Origin of the sequence: Martinezella hainanensis (assembly GCF_900094555.1) — a bacterium.
In the GTDB taxonomy this organism is placed as follows: Bacteria; Pseudomonadota; Alphaproteobacteria; order Rhizobiales; family Rhizobiaceae; genus Rhizobium; species Rhizobium hainanense.
Genome location: NZ_FMAC01000001.1, coordinates 1,096,649 through 1,114,033, shown reverse-complemented (window position 1 = coordinate 1,114,033; position 17,385 = coordinate 1,096,649). Strand labels below are relative to the sequence as shown.

Genomic DNA, 17,385 nt, shown 5'->3' with positions numbered 1-17,385 from the left:
AGCCGATGCGCTGACGCGGGCATTGGATGCTGGGGCGCCGCGGAAGGCGGAGCATTTGCGACAAGGTGAAATGTAGCGAGGGTTGATGCATAGGGGCGCCGTTGAGGTCACCTACACCGACGAAATTGTGCGTGACGCTGTCAGGACTTTTGTTTGGCGGCGGGGGATCGTCGGTCAGAAAGGATTATGGGCGGCAGAGGTTGTGTTGATTGCTCTCCTCATTTGGCTGCCTTTGAGGGGGGAGCAGGGTTGGCTGTTTGGTGTCGTCAGCGTTATCGCCATTCTTCCTCCTTGCCTGACCATCGCAATGTGGGTTGCGCATCATCGCAACACAGTGGGAAAATTCCGCAGGATGACGAGCCGTCGAGCGGATTTCATGTTTCTTGATGAAGGGCTTGAGGTGGCATCCGAATTGGGGTCGGCGAGAATTCCATGGTCCGGCGTCACCGAGATTTGGGAGCGGCCGGCCTACTGGATGATATTTACGGCTTCAAACCAGTTCATGACGCTACCCCTCCGAACGCTATCAGCCGATGACCGCGACTTTCTGCGATCCAAAGTGCCGATTGCGGTGCGGCAAAAGACCTAGATCGTGAAGGAAGCGAGCGGCCTTGCGCGCCGAGGGCGAAATCAGCTTTGCGTCTGCCGTGCTATTTCCCCGGCAAAAAAAGAACCGCGCTTGTGGCGCGGCTAAGTCTAGGGAGGAAACACCCAAGGAGGGTATTTACAGTCAGAAGACTGCAGGCGGATGTTGCTACCGCATTGCACAAATGTCAAGCATTTTATTGCAGTGCAAAATATTTAGGCAGATTCGGAAATCCTGCCTTATCTGCAGGCATTACGCCCAGCGCGTCATCATCCGGTTTGCTTCACGGCTTATATGCGTTATGACATCGCCATCCCGCCACTTATCCGGATTCACCATGCTTCCCGATCGCTCGTTCTTCTATCGTCTGGCTGAAGCGGCCAAGGCCGAAACCCTGCCGCGCTTCCGTGCCGGCATCGATGTGGTCAACAAGGAGGCCATGGGCTTCGATCCGGTGACGGAAGGCGACCGTGCCGCAGAAGAGGCGATTCGCGCGCTGATCGAGGCCGAATTTCCCGATCATGGTATTCTCGGCGAAGAACATGGCAATGTCGGGCTCGACCGCGAGCACGTCTGGGTGATTGACCCGATCGACGGCACGCGCGCCTTCATTTCGGGCGTTCCGGTGTGGGGAACGCTGATTGGCCTGCAGAAGAACGGCCGCGCCACCATGGGCCTGATCGACCAGCCCTTCACCGGCGAGCGCTATTTCGCCGATGGCAATGGCGCCACCTATTCCGGTCCGGATGGTGAGAGGCGGCTCAAGGTCCGCGATTGCGGCGATCTTTCCAACGCGATCCTCTTCACCACGTCGCCGCATCTCTTCGTCGGCGATGAGCTTGCCAAATATCGCGAAATCGAGAGCCAGGTCCGGCTCTTCCGTTACGGTTGCGATTGCTATGCCTATGCGCTGCTTGCGGCGGGCCATATCGATCTTGTTATCGAGAATTCGCTGAAGCCCTATGATGTCGGCGGCATCATTCCCGTGGTCGAGCAAGCCGGCGGCATCATGACCACCTGGGATGGCGGTCGTCCCGAGATGGGCGGAACGATCATTGCAGCCGGCAGCCGCGCGGTTTACCAGCAGGCCCTGGCTGTTCTGTCTCGCTAAGCCGTTCAGGCCTCCGCTTCGATCTCATAGGCATTGGTCTCCGCGTCGCTGCCTGGGATGAAGGCGTGGATCGCGGCGAGCGCCTGATTGCGATAGATATCGCGCTCCTGCAGGATTTCATGCTTGGCGCCGTGAACCGGCACCAGCTGTGCGGCGCGGAAATAGCGCGACAGCCGCTCCTGATCGGCATAGGGCACGACGCCATCGCGCGTCGGCGCGATCAGGACGGTCGGGATCTGGATCGAAAACAAATGTTCCGGCATGTTGACCCGCTCGATCGCCCGCAAGGCCTGCGATAGCCAGCGCGCCGTCGGCGGTCCCAGGCAAAGCTGCGGATAGGTGATGCCGATGCCGATGTTGCGCCGGTAGCGCTGTTCGTCCGTCGTCAGCGGATTGTCGGCGAAGGATTTCTCCTTGAACTTCTTGCTGAACTGTATGCGGCCGAGACCGATGTTGCTGACCGTGCCGGAGATGAAGCGGATCAGGCCGGGAGAGGCGCCGTGACCGGTGAGGCCGATGAAGGGCGCTGACAGCACCATGCGGTCGATACGGGTCGCAAGCCTCGGGGCGGCGGACAGGGCGATCAGCGCGCCGGTCGAATGGGCAAGGAGAAAGAAGGGCAGGCGGGTATCCGGCAGGACGATCTTGTCGAGGAAGGCGTTCAGGTCGCGCTCATAGTCAGAAAAGCGGCCGATGTGGCCGCGCAAGGGATCCTTCAGCAGCCGTTCCGATCCGCCCTGACCGCGCAGATCGAAGGTCGCGACCCAAAGGCCCTTGGCCGTCAGATCGCGGATTGTCTCGAAATATTTTTCCATGAATTCGTTGCGGCCCTGCAGCAGAACAACGGTTCCCTTGGCGACCGGCTGCTCGCAGCGGAAGACGGCATAACGCAGCTTGCGTCCATCGAAGCTTTCGAAGAACCCTTCGGTGCGGTTTTCAGGCACCGGATTGTCTGCCGTGGAATAGAGGATCGAATCCATGACGGTGTCGCGCCTCGCTGACCGATGTCTCATCTCAAGGGGATAGCGCAGCCCCATGGAATTGCAACAGGTTTATGGCTTTTCTCCGAACGATGCGCGCAAGGACTGACGGCATGAAGATCGCCCGAATCAGCTCTTCGGTGTCGCACCGCGCCGTTCCAGCGCGGTTTTGCGAATGATCTCGGCGATCTCCGGGCTGCTGCTCGACAGCATTTGAAAATCCGAAGCATAGAGCGACAGCAGCGAGACTTCGGTCGCGGCGCTGACGGTTGCCGAGCGGGGCTCGCCGGTGATCAGGGCCATCTCGCCGAAGAAGCTGCCGGAGCCGAGCTCCACCGGGTTCGGCGTGGCGACGCTGACGCGGCCCTCAACGATGAAATACATCTGGTCGCCAGCCTCGCCCTTGCGGCAGATGATGCCGCCGGCCGGTACGACACGGGGTCTGAGCGCCCGCACGATCTCGATGAGCGCGCCGGAGCCGAGCTTCTGAAACAGCGGAACTCCTGCGACCAGCTGCCAATTGCGCACGAAATCCTGGCGACGGACTTCCTCGTAGAAACCAGTGGCAAGGATACCGGCCCAGAGCGCGAAGATGCCGATTCCGCTCATCATGACCAGCCCGGCCAGGATGCGGCCGGCGAAACTTTGCGGAATCTCGTCGCCATAGCCCGTGGTCGAGAGCGTAGTGACGGCCCACCACATCGCGAGCGGAATGCTGCCGAACTTGTCAGGCTGGACGTCGCGCTCGATGATATAGGCCGCAAGAGCGGCGACGAACAACACGATGCCGAAGATCGAGGTGACGCCGATCAGGTTGCGCGCCTCTTTCGTCAGCACCCGGCCCAGCAGCCGGAAGAATGTGGAGCCGCGCAGCGGCTTCAAGAGCCAGATGGCGCAATAGAGGCTCTGGTCGCGCCCGCGGATGAAAAGGAAAGCCACCAAGGGGATTAAAACGGCAAGGACATCAACGGCGATTTCGACCCCCGCGCCGCGAACGTCCTTCGCCTGCTGCATGACCAGAGTCTCGATCAATTGGAAAACATAGGCCGCCCATACGCAGATGAGCAGGATCTGCAAGGCGAGCCTGGTCTCTCCGCTGATGTCAGGCGTCGTCAGCGCCGCCACCGTCAATAGACCGACTGCCGCGAGCACCGCGTTCAGCGATGTGAGAATCTTCGAGAAAGGAAGCGCCGACATTCATTACCCCGGGTGGGCCGCCATTTATCTGAGAATAGGATGCCTTCCGTCCAAACGTAAAGAGCCGGCCGGACATGGCCAACAGACGATATTTAGCGCCTTCCGATGTTATCGTTGGCCGACATCAAGCGGAAAGCCTTTGAAAGGCTTGATCTCCTTGAGCACGAACGTCGTCTGCATCTCCTTGATGCGCGGCAGGCGGCGCACCACCGCCATGGCAAAATCGGCATAGCTGTCGAGATCGGCGGCCACGACCTGTAGCAGGAAATCCGCGTCGCCGGCGATGCTGTAGCAGGCGACGACCTCGCTGAGCTTCAGCACATCGCGCGAGAATTCCTCGGCCTCCGCCTCACTGTGGCTGTCGATCTTCACCCGGATGAAGGCAAGGACGCCGAGGCCGATCTGACGCCTGTCGAGAGCAGCCGCATAGCCCTGGATCACGCCGGTTTCTTCCAGCTGGCGCACGCGCCGCCAGCATGGTGAGGTCGAAAGCCCGACTTCCGACGACAGCGCCTGGTTGGTCAGACGCCCGTCCTTTTGCAGCGCGCCGAGAATTTTCAGGTCGATGGGTTCGAGCGTTGCGGGCATATATGGCCTCGATGAAATGCAATATGGGTAATATCTACCTTCTATCATCGATTTTACGCAATGAAAGGTAAGAATTCTCTCGATATTGGAGATACTCTGCGGATCATGCCGACAACAATAAAAGGTTTCACATGCTCCCCGATATCCGTCTTGCCATCGTCATCAATCCAGCACTGCCGCTCGGGCTGATCGCGAATACCGCAGGTGCCATCGCGATTGGGTTGGGCGCTCGCTTTCCCGCCCTTGCGGCACAACAATTGGCTGACCGGCAAGAGCGGGCGATAGACATCAGCTCGAACTTGCCGGTTCCGATGCTGCAAGCCGATGCCGACGCCATCAGATCGCTGCTTTTGAAGGCACTGCCGCAGCAAGGAGAGCGAGCCGTCGTCGTCTTTCCGGCTTTCGCGCGGTCTCTGCACGATTACAGGGAATATGAGGCTACATTTCCCGGTCGCGATCTTGCCGAAGAGGTGATCGATGGTCTGGGAATAGCCGGCCCGTCGAAATGGGTGAAGTCGCTCACCGGTTCGCTGAAGTTGCTGCGTTAGCTAGTTTGACGCAATTCCGGACGGAAAAGCGCTTCACACTTTCCTGGAATGGCCTGGCCGGTCCAAAAGAAAAAAGGCCGGCTTGCGGAGATAGAGAGATCCGCTTCGCCGGCCGAGCAAGGACTGAAGAAGAAGGGACGATACACTTCAGTCATCGGACGATGGTGTTCCGATGGTTTGGACGATAGGCCCGCCAGCCTGAACGGGTTCCGAACCAGCCGTTCATCTGCGGTTCACGCAGTGATTTTCTGCAAAACAGGGGCAGCGGTGCAGGGGGCTTGAACTCCGGAAAAGCGATCCCCATCTCTTTTTCGCGGGTGCCAAACGGGCTCGCGGAACCGTCCCGAGGCCGCCAGGAGTGGGGTCATGGGACAAAGATTGAAATCGCAATTGTCGCTCACAGGAGGACTCCATGCGTCACGTAGACTTCTCTCCCCTTTACCGTTCCACCGTCGGTTTCGACCGCCTTTTCACCATGCTCGACAGCCTTGGTCAGCCGGATCAGGCCCAGACCTATCCGCCCTACAACATCGAGCGCACGGGTGAAAACACCTATCGCATCACCATGGCCGTTGCCGGTTTCGATGAAAAGGAACTGAGCATCGAGGCCCATGCCCATGTCCTTCAGGTCAAGGGCGAAAAGAGCGAAGAGCCGGCTGAAACCAGCGAATATCTCTATCGCGGCATCGCCAAGCGCGCCTTCGAGCGTCGCTTCCAGCTCGCCGATCATGTCGAGGTCCAGGCTGCTTCCCTGAAGAATGGTTTGCTGCACATCGATCTGCTGCGCAACATTCCGGAAGCCATGAAGCCCCGCCGGATCTCCATTGCGGCCGAGGCCGTGGAAACCCCGAAGGCCATCGAGGCACACATAAACTAATGCGGGCTGACGGCCTTAATCCGTCATGCCCGGGCTGACGGTCTTAGGCCGTCACGCCTTTGATCCTCCCAAGATCAAAAAGAAGCGGCGTCCATTCGGGCGCCGCTTTTGTTTTGTCGTGACCTTGAAGGCTTAGGCCGCGTTGGTTGCTTCGCCCGATTTCGTGCCCGCCTGTGCCTTCGCAGCCTCGCGCCGCTTGGCGGCATCGGCATATTTCTGGGCAAGCACGGCGCAGGTCATCAGCTGGATCTGATGAAACAGCATGAGCGGCAGCACAATCGCGCCGATGCCCTGGCCGGCGAAAATGACGTTGGCCATCGGCACGCCGCTTGCCAGCGATTTCTTCGAGCCGCAGAAGGTGATGGTGATCTCGTCGGCCTTTTCGAACCCAAGAGCGCGGCTGCCGAACATGGTGATGCAGAGCACCATCGCCAGAAGCACCATGTTTGCGATGATGACCGTGACGATATCGAGTACGGAAAAGGTGTGCCACAGACCTTCGACCACGGCCTCGCTGAAGGCGGAGTAGACGACCATGAGGATCGAGCCGCGATCGACCGGCATCAGGATCTTCTTCTTCGAGCGGATCCAGTCGCCGATCCACGGCTGCAGCAGCTGGCCGGCGATGAAGGGAGCGAGCAGTTGCAGCATGATCTGCCACAGAACATCCCAGGAAAAGCCGCCGCCCTGGCCGCCGACCGAAAAGAGGATGCCGACGAGCAGCGGCGTCAGGAACATGCCGAAGATGTTCGAGGCCGACGCGGAGCAGATCGCGGCCGGCACATTGCCGCCGGCGATGGAGGTGAAGGCGATGGAGGACTGTACGGTCGAGGGCAGTACACTCAAAAACAGCATGCCGGTATAGAGCGATACGGGCAGAATGCTGTCCGGGACGATATGGCCCATGGCCAGCACCAGCAGCGGAAAGATGCCGAAGGTCGTCAACAGGATGACGAGGTGCAGCCGCCAATGCAGCATGCCGGCGATGACGACATCGCGCGAGAGGCGCGCGCCATGCAGGAAGAACAAGAGGCCAATGGCGAAGTTGGTGGCAATGCCGAAATAGTGGGAGCTTGCCCCCTGCACCGGAAAGAAGGATGCCGTCAGAACGGTAAGCACCAGCAGCATGGTGAAGGTGTCTGGAAGAAAGCGGCGCATCGTGCCTACCCCAATCGCATTTGCAAGTCGTCATGATTAGTCCCTTGCAGATAGACCTATTGTGATCCACGATGCAAGGAATAACAGTTATCGTAATATAGGATAAGCAATGCTGGATCTCACGCAGTTGCGCAGCTTCGTCGCCGTCGAGCAGCTGGGTAGCTTCACGCTGGCGGCGGAACGGCTCGGGCTTGGGCAATCGACCGTCAGCCAGCACATACAGCGGCTGGAAGCCGAACTCGGGCGCAAGCTTTTGGCGCGCGATACGCATCGCGTGGTGCTGACTGGCGATGGCGAGGCATTGCTCGGCCATGCGCGGCAGATGCTGTCGATCGAGAGCGAGGTGCGGCAGCTCTTTGCTGGCAACAGCCTGCGCGGCAGTCTCCGGCTGGGCGTTTCCGAGGATTTCGTCACCAGTCAGCTTCCCGATGTACTGGAGGAGTTCGTCCGTTCGCATCCGTCCGTCGATCTCGAGCTGACGGTGGCGCTCAGCGGTACGCTTTATGAAATGCAGGACAATGGCGATCTCGATCTCGTGCTCGCCAAGCGCCGGCTCGGCGATATCAGGGGAAAGCTCGTCTACCGCGAGCCGCTGGTCTGGCTGGCGCGCGACCCGGAGCGTATTCGCAAGCTGGCTGCACCGTTGCCGCTGATCGCCTTTCCCACCCCGAGCGTCACGCGTGCGGTGGCGCTGGAGGCGCTGCGCCGGCAGCAGATGCCGTGGCGGATCGTCTGCACCTGCGGCAGTCTCAGCGGTTTGACGGCAGCGGCGCGCGCCGGCATGGGCGTCCTGGTCCAGCCGAAGAGCACCGCACCTGCCGGATTGACGGAGATTGCGCCGGGCTGGCTGCCCGTTCTCGAAGATGTTGAATTCGTGCTCGTGCCACGCAAGGGCGCGGACCAGCTTTTGGTCAAGGCACTCTCGGACGATATACTCGCGAAGGTCAGGGGACCGCGATCAAGCTAATGGCGAAATAGTCCATCAGATATTGTTAAAATTCATTTCCGATCATGTGGATGGGGGCAGAGTTTATTTTGCCGGCTGCCATTTCTCTTTTTTCCGCTGTACTCGATTTCAGGCGGAAGTCAGCTTCTTCTGCTATCTCCGGTGGCGATGGGTGAGTAGCGGGGGGATAGTCGTCCGATGATATATGGTGCCATCTTCATTTCCGGACTTGTCGCCTGCGTCGTGGCAATGACGATGATCGTACATAATGCACCGGCGTCCGATCGCGACGATTTATCGAACTTCGCCATGATCGCCCATCGGAATCAAAATTGACCCCCGCCGCCATTGCGGGCGCCGTCCGGTTGTAGCCGGCTCCGGCGCTCGTTCTTTTGTGCGATCAAGCCAGGCAAGCGAGGAAATTCGCCACATCGGCCTCGGTCGTTGCGAAGCTGGTGACCAGGCGGATCAGCGTTTCATCACTGCCGACCAGATCCGGCTGCGATTCAGGGATAGGCCATTCGTAGAACTTCGCGCCTTTGTCCTCGGCTGTCCTGGCAGAGGATTTCGGGATGATCGTGAAAACCTCGTTCGAGACGGTCGGCCAGGCAAGGTGGGCGCTGTTTGTCTTCTCGATACCGGCACGCAGACGATCGGCCATGCCGTTGGAATGGCGGGCGAGATCGAGCCAAAGGCCGTCCTGGAAGTAACCGTCGAACTGGGCGGCGATGAAGCGAGATTTGGAGAAAAGCTGGGCGGCGCGCTTGCGGATGAAATGCATCTCCTTCGCCTTCTCGGGATCGAAGAAGACGATTGCCTCGGCGCACCAGCAGCCGTTCTTGGTGCCGCCGAAGGAAAGGATGTCGATGCCGCGCTTCCACGTCATCTCGGCCGGCGTTGCGCCGAGTGCGACCAGGGCGTTGGCGAAACGCGCGCCATCCATATGCAGCGGCAGGCCGTTCGCCTTGGTGATGGAGGCGATGGCATCGATCTCATCCAGCGAATAGACCGTGCCGATTTCCGTCGCCTGCGTGATCGTCACGGCGGCGGCGCGGCCATGATGCACCGCATCCTGCGGGAAGCGGGCGATCTTGGTGGCAAGCGCCTTGGGGTCGATCTTGCCGAGAGCGCCTTCGACCGTCGCCAAGCGGGCGCCGCTGAAGAAATCGGGTGCACCGCATTCGTCTTCGGCGACATGCGCCTCGTTATGGCAGAAGCTGATGCCGCCCGGCTTCTGAACGCTGGCGAGCGACAACGAATTGGCGGCCGTGCCCGTTGCCACGAAGAAGACGGCAACCTCGCGCTCGAAAACCTCGGCGAATTTGGCTTCGACACGCTGGTCGAGCTCGCTCGTGCCGTAGGCGGAGGCAAAACCGTTGGATGCGGCGAGCAGACGTTCGGCGACTTTGGAATGGGCGCCGGCCCAGTTATCGGAAGCAAAGAACATGGAAATGCACCAGATGAAGGTTGAATTGCGGCTAGACTAGATGGGGTCGGCCGGACATTACGCCAATGCAAAAACCTATCAAGAGCGTGAGCTTGAAGAATGCATCACAGAAATTGATTGACGCAATCAACAAATAAAATGATGCGCCGCAGCGAAACTTTATTGCTTGATTTATGCAACAAAGGCAATCTTCCGTCTTTCGTTGACGAAATTTTGCCGTTTTGCTCTTGCGAAGGCTTAAGCTTTCTGGCATAGAGCTGATGAATTAGGACAGGGTTGCTGTCCTATTTTGGCCGCCAAGGCCGAAGATGCGCGAGAGGGTCCTGACGATGTCGGGATTTCGAGCTATAGTTACCGGGAGCATGTCCTTTCCAGCCTTTCGAGGCGGCGGGCAATGCGGCGGTGGAATAGCAGGGCGCGGAACGCTGACGACTGGCCCCACTCACGGGGCCACGGTTCGCGGCCGGATCTTCACATTGCAACAGCGCTGTCGCGCGTCGGCCCCGGAAACGGACCGCGCGGGACGAAGGAGCGCCCGCGACGCGGGCCTTACCGGAGGGAAGACCATGACGAACAGGACGACGTTTACGAGTTTTGACCAGACCGCTGCAGCCAATGCTGCCGCGACGGCCAAGACGTCGAAACGCGCTGTCGGCATCCCGCCGAAACAGGGCCTTTACGATCCGCGCAACGAGCATGACGCCTGCGGCGTCGGCTTCGTCGCGCATATGAAGGGCCAGAAGTCGCATCAGATCGTGCGCGACGGCCTGTTCATCCTCGAGAACCTGACGCATCGCGGTGCTGTCGGCGCCGATCCGCTGATGGGCGACGGCGCTGGTATTCTCGTGCAGATCCCCGATCGCTTCTTCCGCGAGGAGATGGCCAAGCAGGGCGTCATCCTGCCGAAGGCTGGCGAGTATGGCGTCGGCCATTTCTTCCTGCCGCGCGACGAGGCGTTGATCGAGCATTTCAAGACCGCGATCACGCAGGTCGTGGCCGAAGAAGGCCAGGTTCTGCTCGGCTTCCGCGACGTGCCGGTCGATAACTCCTCGCTATCGAAGGCGCCCGACATTGCCGCCACCGAGCCGCATCATGTCCAGGTCTTCATCGGCGCCGGCCGCGATGCCGGTACCAACGAGGAGTTCGAACGCCGTCTCTTCACCCTGCGCAAGGTGATCTCCAACCGCATCTATGCGGAATATGAGGGCGAGGAGAGCAGCTTCTACCCCGTGTCGCTGTCGAGCTCGACCATCGTCTACAAGGGCATGTTCCTCGCCTATCAGGTCGGCGCCTATTATAAGGACCTCTCCGACCCGCGTTTCGAGACCGCGGTTGCGCTCGTGCACCAGCGTTTCTCGACCAACACCTTCCCGTCGTGGAAGCTTGCGCATCCCTACCGCATGGTCGCGCATAACGGCGAAATCAACACGCTGCGCGGCAACGTCAACTGGATGGCTGCGCGCCAGGCATCGGTATCCTCGCCACTGTTCGGTGAAGATATTTCCAAGCTCTGGCCGATCTCCTACGAGGGGCAGTCCGATACGGCCTGTTTCGACAACGCGCTCGAATTCCTCGTGCGCGGTGGATATTCCATGGCACACGCCATGATGATGCTCATTCCCGAGGCATGGGCCGGCAACCAGTTGATGGCCGCCGAGCGCAAGGCATTCTATGAGTATCATGCAGCGCTGATGGAGCCGTGGGATGGTCCCGCCGCCGTCGCCTTCACCGATGGCAAGCAGATCGGCGCGACGCTCGATCGTAACGGCCTGCGTCCGGCCCGCTATCTCGTCACCAGCGACGACCGCATCATCATGGCGTCCGAAGCCGGCGTTCTGCCGGTTGAGGAAGAGAAGATCATCCAGAAGTGGCGCCTGCAGCCGGGCAAGATGCTGCTGATCGACATGGAAAAGGGCCGCATCATCTCCGACGACGAGGTGAAGTCGGAACTGTCAAGCAAGCATCCCTATCGCAGCTGGCTGAACCGCACGCAGCTGATCTTGGAAGACCTGAAGCCGGTGGAGCCGCGCGCGCTGCGCCGCGACGTGTCGCTGCTCGACCGCCAGCAGGCCTTCGGCTACACGACCGAAGACACCAAGCTCCTGATGTCGCCGATGGCGACGACGGGGCAGGAAGCCGTCGGCTCCATGGGCACGGATACGCCGATCTCGGCCATGTCCGACAAGCCGAAGCTGCTCTACACCTACTTCAAACAGAACTTCGCGCAGGTGACGAACCCGCCGATCGATCCGATCCGCGAAGAGCTGGTCATGAGCCTCGTCTCGTTCATCGGCCCGCGTCCGAACCTGCTCGACCATACCGGCATGGCCAACGCCAAGCGCCTGGAAGTCCGCCAGCCGATCCTGACCAACGGCGACCTCGAAAAGATCCGCTCCATCGGTCATACAGAGGATCGCTTCGACACCAAGACGCTCGACTTCACCTATGATGTCGAACGTGGCGCCGAAGGCATGCCCGAGATGCTCGACCGGCTCTGCGAGCGGGCGGAAGCGGCCGTTCGCGGCGGCTACAACATCATCGTGCTCTCCGACCGCCAGATCGGACCGGACCGCATCGCGATCCCGGCGCTGCTGGCGACGGCCGCCGTGCACCATCACCTGATCCGCAAGGGCCTGCGCACCTCGGTCGGCATCGTCGTCGAAACCGGCGAGCCGCGCGAAGTGCATCATTTCTGCCTGCTGGCCGGTTATGGTGCGGAAGCGATCAACCCCTATCTCGCCTTCGACACGCTGCTCGACATGCATCAGCGCGGCGAATTCCCGAAGGAAGTGGACGCGACCGAAGTCGTCTACCGCTATATCAAGGCAGTGGGTAAGGGCATCCTCAAGGTCATGTCGAAGATGGGCATCTCGACCTATCAGTCCTATTGCGGCGCGCAGATCTTCGATGCAGTTGGCCTGCAGCAGGAACTGGTCGACCAGTACTTCTTCGGCACGGCGACCATGATCGAGGGCATTGGCCTCGACACGATCGCTGCGGAAACTGTTGCTCGTCACGCATCCGCTTTCGGCCGCGATCCGTTGCTGGCAAGCACGCTCGACATCGGCGGCGAATATGCCTACCGCATGCGCGGCGAAAGCCATGCCTGGACGCCGGATGCGGTGGCTGCCCTGCAGCATGCCGTGCGCGGCAATGCCGAGGATCGCTATCGCGAGTTCTCCGAAATGGTCAACGAGTCGGCGCTCCGGATGAACACCATCCGCGGTCTCTTCAAGATCAAGGGCGCGGAAGCGCTCGGCCGCAAGCCGATTTCGGTCGACGAGGTCGAGCCGGCTGCCGATATCGTCAAGCGTTTCTCGACGGGTGCCATGTCCTTCGGCTCCATCAGCCGCGAAGCGCATACGACGCTGGCAATCGCCATGAACCGCATCGGCGGCAAGTCGAACACCGGCGAGGGCGGCGAGGAAGCCGACCGATACATGCCGCTCTTCGACGGCTCGCCGAACCCGGAACGCTCCGCCATCAAGCAGATCGCCTCCGGCCGCTTCGGCGTGACGACCGAATATCTGGTCAATGCCGACGTGCTGCAGATCAAGGTCGCGCAGGGCGCCAAGCCCGGCGAAGGCGGCCAGCTGCCCGGCCACAAGGTCGATGCGACGGTCGCCAAGACCCGGCATTCGACGCCGGGCGTCGGGCTGATCTCACCGCCGCCGCACCATGACATCTACTCGATCGAGGATCTGGCACAGCTGATCTACGATCTGAAGAACGTCAACCCGACCTCGGATGTCTCGGTCAAGCTCGTCTCGGAAGTCGGCGTCGGCACGGTTGCCGCCGGCGTCGCCAAGGCGCGCGCCGATCACATCACCGTCTCCGGCTATGACGGCGGCACCGGCGCCTCGCCGCTGACCTCGCTGAAGCACGCCGGCTCGCCTTGGGAAATCGGCCTTGCCGAGACCCAGCAGACCCTTGTGCTGAACGGGCTGCGTTCGCGCATCGCCCTGCAGGTGGATGGCGGTCTGAAGACCGGCCGCGACGTCATCATCGGCGCGCTGCTCGGCGCCGATGAATTCGGCTTTGCCACCGCGCCGCTGATTGCGGCCGGCTGCATCATGATGCGCAAGTGCCACCTCAACACCTGTCCGGTTGGCGTCGCCACCCAGGATCCGGTGCTGCGCAAGCGCTTCAAGGGCGCGCCGGAGCATGTCATCAACTACTTCTTCTTCGTGGCCGAAGAAGTGCGCGAGATCCTCGCCTCGCTTGGCGTTGCCAAGCTCGACGACATCATCGGCGCTTCCGAGCTTCTGGAAAAGGACGACATGCTCGCCCACTGGAAGGCCAAGGGGCTCGACTTCAGCCGCATCTTCCACAAGGTCGAAGCCGCCAAGGAAGAGACCTACTGGACGACGGTGCAGAAGCACCCGATCGACGACATTCTCGACCGCAAGCTGATCGAGAAGGCCGAGCCGGCACTTGCTTCAAAGACGCCTGTCGCCTTCGAAGTCGACATCAAGAACGTCGACCGTTCGGCCGGTGCCATGCTGTCGGGCGCGGTTGCCAAGCGCTATGGCCATCGCGGCCTGAAGGACGACACGATCAGCGTCACCCTGAGGGGAACGGCCGGTCAGTCCTTCGGCGCGTTCCTGGCGCGCGGCGTGACCTTCAACCTCGTCGGTGACGGCAACGACTATGTCGGCAAGGGCCTTTCGGGCGGCCGCATCATCATCCGCCCGCCGGAAAACTCGAAGATCATCGCTGAACACTCGATCATCGTCGGCAACACCGTGCTCTACGGCGCAACCGAGGGCGAGTGCTACTTCCGCGGTGTCGCGGGCGAGCGCTTCGCGGTCAGAAACTCCGGCGCTATCGCCGTCGTCGAAGGCGTGGGCGACCACGGCTGCGAATACATGACTGGCGGCGTCGTCGTTGTGCTCGGCGAAACCGGCCGCAATTTCGCGGCCGGCATGTCGGGTGGCGTGGCCTATGTGCTCGACGAGAAGGGCGATTTCGCCCGTCGCTGCAACATGGCGATGGTCGAATTGGAACCGGTTCCCGAAGAGGACGAGCTGCTGGAGAAGCTGCATCATCACGGCGGCGACATCATGCACAAGGGACGTGTCGACGTCTCGGATGACATGACGCGCCATGACGAAGAGCGTCTCTTCCAGCTGATTTCGAACCACTTCCATTATACGGGCTCGACGCGAGCCAAGGAGATCCTCGATCGCTGGGCCGACTATCGCCCGAAATTCCGCAAGGTCATGCCGGTCGAGTACCGCCGCGCCCTTGAGGAAATGGAGCGCAGCCGGATGAGCGTGGCGGCGGAGTAATCCGCCCCGGTTCTGAAACCAGTCGAGGGTTTCGCCTCGCATTGCGATCGCCGTCACGGCGATCGCGACCGTCGAACAGCGGAATCGGATTTGAATTAAAGTGCCGGACAGGGAAACCGAGATGACCCTCAGGCACGGGAGCCATGAGCTCCTCTTTTAGAGTGAGGAAACGAAAGCATGGGCAAGGTAACAGGCTTCTTGGAAATCGACCGGCAGGTGGCGAAGTATCAGCCGGCGTCGGATCGCATCCGGCATTTCCGTGAATTCACGATCCCCATGTCGGACCCGGAAGTGCAGAAACAGGCAGCCCGCTGCATGGACTGTGGCATTCCCTATTGCCATGGCCCGACCGGCTGCCCGGTGCACAATCAGATCCCCGATTGGAACGACCTCGTCTACAACAACAATTGGGAACAGGCGATCCACAACCTGCATTCGACCAACAACTTCCCGGAATTCACCGGCCGTGTTTGCCCCGCCCCTTGCGAGGAAGCCTGCACGCTGAACCTGGAAGATGCACCGGTCGCCATCAAGACCGTGGAGCAGGCGATCGCCGACAAGGCCTATGAGCTCGGCTTCATCCGGCCGCAGCCGGCAACCGTGCATACGGGCAAGAAGGTTGCGATCATCGGCTCCGGCCCTGCCGGCATGGCAGCCGCCCAACAGCTCGGCCGCGCCGGTCACGACGTCCATCTCTATGAGCGCGAAAGCAAGGCCGGCGGTCTGCTGCGCTACGGCATCCCGGACTTCAAGATGGAGAAAAACTTCATCGACCGCCGCGTCGAGCAGATGAAGGGTGAGGGCGTCACCTTCCATTGCGGCGTCAATGTCGGCGTCGACGTGAAGATGGAGCAGCTTCTGGCAGACTATGATGCCGTGCTCTATTGCGGCGGCTCGGAAACCCCGCGCGAAGCCGGCATTCCCGGCACGACGCTCGCAGGCGTCCATGACGCCATGCCCTATCTCGTGCAGCAGAACCGCCGCGTCGGCCGCGAAAACATCGACAGCGTCGGCTGGCCCGCCGATCCGATCCTGGCCGGCGGCAAGCATATCGTCGTCGTCGGCGGCGGCGATACGGCCTCCGACTGCGTCGGCACGGCATTCCGCCAGGGCGCGGTGAAGGTGACCCAGCTCGACATTCGTCCGCAGCCGCCGGAAAAGGAAGACAAGCTCGCCGTCTGGCCGTTCTGGGCGACGAAGATGCGCACCTCCTCTTCGCAGGCCGAAGGTGCGGTTCGCGAATTCCAGGTCGCAACGCTTGAATTCATCGGCGAAGACGGCGTGCTGACGGGTGTGAAGTGCTGCGAAGTGGATGAGCGCCGCAAGCCGATCGCCGGCACGGAATTCGTCATCCGCGCCGATCTCGCCTTCATCGCCATCGGCTTCCGCGGCCCGTTCACCGACAGCGTGCTCAAGGAACTCGACGGCAAGCTGACGCTGAACACGGACCGTCGCGGTTCGACCAACGTCGTTGCCAACGATAAGGACTACAAGACCTCGATCGACAAGCTCTGGACGGCCGGCGACATTCGCCGCGGCCAGTCGCTGGTCGTCTGGGCGATCCGCGAGGGCCGCCAGGCCGCGCGTGCGATCGACGAGGCCCTGATGGGTTCGACGGTTCTGCCGAACTAAAATTCGCGGCTGTTTTCATGTTGTGACCAAAGGCCGGGTTCGCAATGAACCCGGCCTTTGTCGTTATCGGCTTGCGGCGATGTTCCAGTTGTAGATGCAGCGGTCGAGACCGATGGCAATTTCCAGCACCGCGACGTCATGGTCTATCGCCGGCCCTTTCTTCTGCTGGCTGCGATAGCGCTGGGGGAAGTCCGTGCGTCTCGAAATCGAGCAGACCTCCATCCATTTGTCGCCGTTGTCGACCTCGATATCCATCGTGACCTGGGAATAGGCCGGCAAGCGATCGGACGGCACGATCCGCGTCGGCAGATGGATCACCGAGGCGATCATCCGGCGAACCGGTTCCAGCGAGGCGGCATGGTAGTCATTGCCGCTGTCGGCGGTGAAGGCGCATTGGAACTCGAGCTGCCAGAATTCCTTGAGCCGCACATGCTTGCTCGGCTGGTCCTGCTCCCGGCGATAGGATTTACCCGCCTGCCAGACGCATAGCGGCAGTCTTGTTCTCTAATGATTTACGAGCAGGTGCTGCATGTAGATGTAGGTTGAGGGTGTCGTTTCCGGCCGCAGCACGAGTTCGGCCTCGGTGTTCGACATTTGCTGCTGTGCCCATATGTCCGAATTGGAATAGGCATCCGAGACGAGGTTTCGAGGCATCAGGGTCGGAGCCTCGACTCTTCGGATATCCCAGGCGGGGTTTGAAGATCGCAGGAAGCTCGCCACTTCGTCGGAAAAGAACCGGACGAAGTCGTCGCGCAACTTGATGTCCCGCTCTTCCCAGTGAACGAGCGAATTGACGTTATAGATAGTGAGCACGTGCCATTCTCCATGGGCAACGTTGATGTCCTGAGGTGAGGGCTTTACGTCCAGCAGCCGCCGGACACGCCAATCGCTCCGGCTGTCACGACTGGACGCGGAGACCTCGGCCGGAGAAAGCGCGCACAATCGCAGCCTGCGGGCAGGTGCGGTAACGATCGATATGATCTGCGCTCTTGGTGCTCATGCAACTCTTCTATTGGCGGGGTGC

Annotated in this window: 12 protein-coding genes and 1 pseudogene; 7 read left to right on the top strand and 6 right to left on the bottom strand. The window is 60.9% G+C overall.

Annotated features, from left to right (window positions below; genetic code table 11):
- Positions 1–85: 85 nt before the first annotated feature.
- Both GA0061100_RS05415 and hisN read left to right on the top strand, forming a co-directional pair.
- Positions 86–589, top strand: a complete 504-nt coding sequence (locus GA0061100_RS05415) for a YcxB family protein (protein ID WP_075851641.1) — start codon at positions 86–88, stop codon at positions 587–589.
- Positions 590–923: 334 nt separating this feature from the next.
- Positions 924–1,697 carry a histidinol-phosphatase gene (gene hisN, locus GA0061100_RS05410; RefSeq protein ID WP_075851640.1) on the top strand — a complete coding sequence of 258 codons (774 nt, stop codon included), beginning with the start codon at positions 924–926 and terminating at the stop codon, positions 1,695–1,697.
- A gap of 5 nt (positions 1,698–1,702) precedes the next feature.
- Here the strand turns inward: hisN and GA0061100_RS05405 are convergent, their stop codons facing one another.
- The 3 genes from GA0061100_RS05405 to GA0061100_RS05395 form a co-directional block, all read right to left on the bottom strand.
- The gene (locus GA0061100_RS05405) at positions 1,703–2,677 is read right to left on the bottom strand and encodes an alpha/beta fold hydrolase (RefSeq protein WP_075851639.1); all 975 of its coding nucleotides are present in this window, start codon (positions 2,675–2,677) and stop codon (positions 1,703–1,705) included.
- Positions 2,678–2,806: 129 nt separating this feature from the next.
- A complete protein-coding gene (locus tag GA0061100_RS05400; protein ID WP_075851638.1) occupies positions 2,807–3,874 on the bottom strand; it encodes a cyclic nucleotide-gated ion channel in 1,068 nt (355 codons plus the stop codon).
- Between the two features lie 108 nt (positions 3,875–3,982).
- A complete protein-coding gene (locus GA0061100_RS05395) occupies positions 3,983–4,462 on the bottom strand; it encodes an Lrp/AsnC family transcriptional regulator (protein ID WP_075851637.1) in 480 nt (159 codons plus the stop codon).
- 131 nt (positions 4,463–4,593) lie between these two features.
- On the opposite strand from GA0061100_RS05395, the gene GA0061100_RS05390 reads away from it, so the two are divergent.
- Positions 4,594–5,010 (top strand): DUF2000 domain-containing protein, encoded by a 417-nt coding sequence (locus tag GA0061100_RS05390; protein ID WP_075851636.1) that lies wholly within the window; start codon positions 4,594–4,596, stop codon positions 5,008–5,010.
- Between the two features lie 412 nt (positions 5,011–5,422).
- Positions 5,423–5,887: an Hsp20 family protein gene (locus GA0061100_RS05385; RefSeq protein WP_075851635.1), complete on the top strand. Its 465-nt coding sequence runs from the start codon at positions 5,423–5,425 to the stop codon at positions 5,885–5,887.
- A 132-nt stretch (positions 5,888–6,019) separates the two neighbouring features.
- Here GA0061100_RS05385 and GA0061100_RS05380 read toward each other — a convergent pair whose 3' ends face one another.
- Positions 6,020–7,045: a bile acid:sodium symporter family protein gene (locus GA0061100_RS05380; RefSeq protein ID WP_075851634.1), complete on the bottom strand. Its 1,026-nt coding sequence runs from the start codon at positions 7,043–7,045 to the stop codon at positions 6,020–6,022.
- Between the two features lie 109 nt (positions 7,046–7,154).
- On the opposite strand from GA0061100_RS05380, the gene GA0061100_RS05375 reads away from it, so the two are divergent.
- A complete protein-coding gene (locus tag GA0061100_RS05375) occupies positions 7,155–8,012 on the top strand; it encodes a LysR family transcriptional regulator (RefSeq protein ID WP_075851633.1) in 858 nt (285 codons plus the stop codon).
- Between the two features lie 379 nt (positions 8,013–8,391).
- Here GA0061100_RS05375 and GA0061100_RS05370 read toward each other — a convergent pair whose 3' ends face one another.
- Positions 8,392–9,438 (bottom strand): threonine aldolase family protein, encoded by a 1,047-nt coding sequence (locus GA0061100_RS05370; RefSeq protein WP_075851632.1) that lies wholly within the window; start codon positions 9,436–9,438, stop codon positions 8,392–8,394.
- Positions 9,439–10,004: 566 nt separating this feature from the next.
- On the opposite strand from GA0061100_RS05370, the gene gltB reads away from it, so the two are divergent.
- Together gltB and GA0061100_RS05360 are read left to right on the top strand one after the other, a co-directional pair.
- Positions 10,005–14,729: a glutamate synthase large subunit gene (gltB, locus tag GA0061100_RS05365; protein WP_075851631.1), complete on the top strand. Its 4,725-nt coding sequence runs from the start codon at positions 10,005–10,007 to the stop codon at positions 14,727–14,729.
- 177 nt (positions 14,730–14,906) lie between these two features.
- Positions 14,907–16,361, top strand: coding sequence for a glutamate synthase subunit beta (locus GA0061100_RS05360; RefSeq protein ID WP_075851630.1), 1,455 nt, complete (start codon positions 14,907–14,909; stop codon positions 16,359–16,361).
- A 63-nt stretch (positions 16,362–16,424) separates the two neighbouring features.
- Here the strand turns inward: GA0061100_RS05360 and GA0061100_RS05355 are convergent.
- Positions 16,425–17,174 (bottom strand): annotated as a pseudogene (locus GA0061100_RS05355) (aminoacyl--tRNA ligase-related protein).
- Positions 17,175–17,385: the final 211 nt, after the last annotated feature.

Bases quoted from the DNA above. Each gene is read 5' to 3' on its own strand.
- GA0061100_RS05415 (WP_075851641.1), top strand. From the start codon at position 86: ATGCATAGGGGCGCCGTTGAGGTCACCTACACCGACGAAATTGTGCGT.
- hisN (WP_075851640.1), top strand. From the start codon at position 924: ATGCTTCCCGATCGCTCGTTCTTCTATCGTCTGGCTGAAGCGGCCAAG.
- GA0061100_RS05405 (WP_075851639.1), bottom strand. From the start codon at position 2,677: ATGGATTCGATCCTCTATTCCACGGCAGACAATCCGGTGCCTGAAAAC.
- GA0061100_RS05400 (WP_075851638.1), bottom strand. From the start codon at position 3,874: ATGTCGGCGCTTCCTTTCTCGAAGATTCTCACATCGCTGAACGCGGTG.
- GA0061100_RS05395 (WP_075851637.1), bottom strand. From the start codon at position 4,462: ATGCCCGCAACGCTCGAACCCATCGACCTGAAAATTCTCGGCGCGCTG.
- GA0061100_RS05390 (WP_075851636.1), top strand. From the start codon at position 4,594: ATGCTCCCCGATATCCGTCTTGCCATCGTCATCAATCCAGCACTGCCG.
- GA0061100_RS05385 (WP_075851635.1), top strand. From the start codon at position 5,423: ATGCGTCACGTAGACTTCTCTCCCCTTTACCGTTCCACCGTCGGTTTC.
- GA0061100_RS05380 (WP_075851634.1), bottom strand. From the start codon at position 7,045: ATGCGCCGCTTTCTTCCAGACACCTTCACCATGCTGCTGGTGCTTACC.
- GA0061100_RS05375 (WP_075851633.1), top strand. From the start codon at position 7,155: ATGCTGGATCTCACGCAGTTGCGCAGCTTCGTCGCCGTCGAGCAGCTG.
- GA0061100_RS05370 (WP_075851632.1), bottom strand. From the start codon at position 9,438: ATGTTCTTTGCTTCCGATAACTGGGCCGGCGCCCATTCCAAAGTCGCC.
- gltB (WP_075851631.1), top strand. From the start codon at position 10,005: ATGACGAACAGGACGACGTTTACGAGTTTTGACCAGACCGCTGCAGCC.
- GA0061100_RS05360 (WP_075851630.1), top strand. From the start codon at position 14,907: ATGGGCAAGGTAACAGGCTTCTTGGAAATCGACCGGCAGGTGGCGAAG.